The following is a 2305-nucleotide window of genomic DNA, read 5'->3' on the forward strand; positions in this document are numbered from 1 at the left end:
ATTCCGCCTCCGCCCTCTGCATGGTGGCCCTGAGTATGCGGGCGACGAACGAGAAAACAAGGTAGATCACCATCAGGATCGGGACGATGTTCTCCAAAGGTCATGCCCCCTACCGGCTCAGACTACTTCTTCGGGGGCTCGGGCTCGGCCTCCACGGGTCCGGCAGGCCTCGCGCTCGCCCTTGAGATGGACTCCCTCATCTGTGTGTCTGCCTGGACGTTCAGGAGATTGTAGTAGTCCATCACGCCCAGCTTCCCGGCTCGCAGGGCCTCGGCCATTGCTCTCGGAACCTCCGCCTCCGCCTCGACCACGCGTGCCCTCATTTCCTGCACCTTCGCCCGCATCTCCTGTTCGAGGGCGAGGGCGGCAAACCTACGCTCCGCCGCCTTGGCCTGGGCAATATTCTTATCTGCCTCGGCCTGATCCATCTGGAGCCTGGCGCCGATGTTTCGGCCGACATCCACATCTGCGATGTCGATGGAGAGAATCTCAAACGCCGTTCCGTTGTCAAGGCCTTTCGCCAGGACAGTCCTGGATATCGTGTCCGGGTTCTCCAGGACCACCTTGTGGCTCTCGGCGGAGCCGACAGTGGTCACTATGCCTTCGCCGACCCTGGCTATGACCGTGGCCTCCCCTGCGCCCCCAACCAGACGGTCGATGTTGGCCCGCACTGTGACCCTGGCCTTGGCCCGGAGTTCAATACCGTCCTTGGCCACCGCAGCAACCACAGGAGTCTCGATGACCTTGGGGTTCACACTCATCTGCACAGCTTCGAGAACGTTGCGGCCTGCGAGGTCGATGGCCGCGGCACGCTCGAAGGTGAGCTTGATGTCTGCTCTCTGAGCCGCGATCAGGGCATCGACAACCCGGTCCACATTCCCGCCTGCCAGGTGGTGAGCTTCGAGTTTGTCGACGCTCGCGGGTATGCCGGCCTTGACTGCCTTGATCATCGGCATGATGATGCGGGCCGGAATAACCCGGCGGAGCCTCATGCCCACCAGTGTGAACATGCCGACCCTGACACCCGCGGCCCATGCCGAGATCCAGAGGCCCACCGGGATGAAGTTGAGAAGCAGGAGCAGGAAGATGATCACCAGGACCGGTATGAACACCACGAACAGGTCAAACGGGTACAAGAATCTCACTCCCCTTCAGTAGTGATGGGTCGGACCACAACCTTGCTGCCCTCCACGCGGATCACTCGGACCGGGACCCCCCCGGCAATGAACCCACCCTCGGAGAGGGCGTCCACCCGGTCCTCACCTATCTCGACAGTCCCGACGGGACGGAGGGGTGTGAGGGTCACGCCCTCCATGCCAAGGTAGGCGTCGCGGCGCTGCGCGGGCAGGTAGCCTTCGTCGGAGCTCTGTGCCACATCCAGGATTATTCGTCCCGCTCCCCCCATCCGTGCGCCGCGCTTGGATGAGAGGAATGAGACAAGTGCTCCTGTGAGAACGACGGTTATGAACAGCGCAACGGCTAACGCTGTGAGCCCTTGCCCAGGCGTAGGATAGCTCAAGATCAGGCTTCCCATGATGCTCGCAATCCCAAGAATGCCGGCGACCCCGAACCCCGGGATCACAAAGACCTCCACCAGGAGCAGGGCGAATCCGATGATGAACATGGCGACAACTTCCCAGCCCGCCGTGCCACCCATCACGCGCCCTCCGAAGAACAAGGCGAGAGAGACCACACCGATGGTACCCGGGACCCCGAACCCCGGCGTCAGCACCTCCACCACCAGGCCGAGCATTCCCAAGGTGAGCAGAAGCTGGCTTATGATCTCATGAGTCAGCCCCCGGGCTAGCCATTCCGAGGATCTCAAGGTGGCGTCGACTGTCCGAGCGCCCGAAAGCCCAGTCTGCTCCAGCAAATCCAGGCGGTTCTTGACAGTGAAATCGGAGAACTCGAGTTCGCGAGCTTTGGATGCGGTGAGAGTCAGTATCTTGCCGCGCTCGATGAGTTCGGGGATTTCGACGTCTGCGTCCACCATGGCCCCAGCCACTCTCGGATCCCGCCCCCGCATCTCCGCAGTGGATTCGAACTCCGCCCGCACGGCGGAGATGCTCTTCTCCTCTCGGGGCCTGGTCTCCGCAGCTCCCATGCTGCTCCCGGCCTGCATGGCCAGTTGCTCGCACGAGATGGCGATCAGAGCCCCGGCGGACCACGCCCTGGGATTGACGTAGGCGATGGTCCGGATGCCCGAACCCATGATCTCGTCGCGAATGCGCACCGCAGCGTCGACGAAGCCTCCGAACGTGTCGATCTCGATCACCGCAGCATCCACTCCTGCCCGTCTCGCTTC

At 62.6% G+C, this 2305-nt stretch carries 2 protein-coding genes; both read right to left on the reverse strand.

Features of this window, described 5'->3' with window-relative positions; all coding sequences use genetic code 11:
* Positions 1 to 122 precede the first annotated feature (122 nt).
* A complete protein-coding gene (gene floA, locus NUW23_06910; GenBank protein MCR4425909.1) occupies positions 123 to 1136 on the reverse strand; it encodes a flotillin-like protein FloA in 1014 nt (337 codons plus the stop codon).
* Positions 1137 to 1141: 5 nt separating this feature from the next.
* On the reverse strand, positions 1142 to 2305 hold a 1164-nt coding region (locus tag NUW23_06915), incomplete at its 5' end, for a nodulation protein NfeD (protein ID MCR4425910.1).

The sequence above is a fragment of the Bacillota bacterium genome, from assembly GCA_024655925.1.
Classification (GTDB): Bacteria; Bacillota; DTU025; order DTU025; family JANLFS01; genus JANLFS01.